This is a genomic window from Actinotalea ferrariae CF5-4 (assembly GCF_000603945.1).
Lineage (GTDB): Bacteria > Actinomycetota > Actinomycetes > Actinomycetales > Cellulomonadaceae > Actinotalea > Actinotalea ferrariae.
In genome coordinates this window covers 1-426 of the sequence record NZ_AXCW01000604.1, presented here as the reverse complement: position 1 = coordinate 426, position 426 = coordinate 1, and the positions used below count along the sequence as shown (strand labels likewise).

Below are 426 nucleotides of genomic sequence, written 5' to 3'. Positions count from 1 at the left end.
AGAGTTTTATCTCTTTTTAAGAGAATGCGATTGCTGAGCCAAGTTTAGGGTTTTCTCAAAACCCAAGCAGTATTGAACTGAAGAGTTTGATCATGGCTCAGATTGAACGCTGGCGGCAGGCCTAACACATGCAAGTCGAGCGGATGAAGGGAGCTTGCTCCCGGATTCAGCGGCGGACGGGTGAGTAATGCCTAGGAATCTGCCTGGTAGTGGGGGATAACGTCCGGAAACGGGCGCTAATACCGCATACGTCCTGAGGGAGAAAGTGGGGGATCTTCGGACCTCACGCTATCAGATGAGCCTAGGTCGGATTAGCTAGTTGGTGGGGTAAAGGCCTACCAAGGCGACGATCCGTAACTGGTCTGAGAGGATGATCAGTCACACTGGAACTGAGACACGGTCCAGACTCCTACGGGAGGCAGCAGT

1 rRNA gene is annotated in these 426 nt (G+C 52.6%); it reads left to right on the top strand.

The annotated features are described in order from the left end of the window. Positions 1–74 precede the first annotated feature (74 nt). Positions 75–426, top strand: a 16S ribosomal RNA gene (locus tag N866_RS19445); the annotation flags it as partial.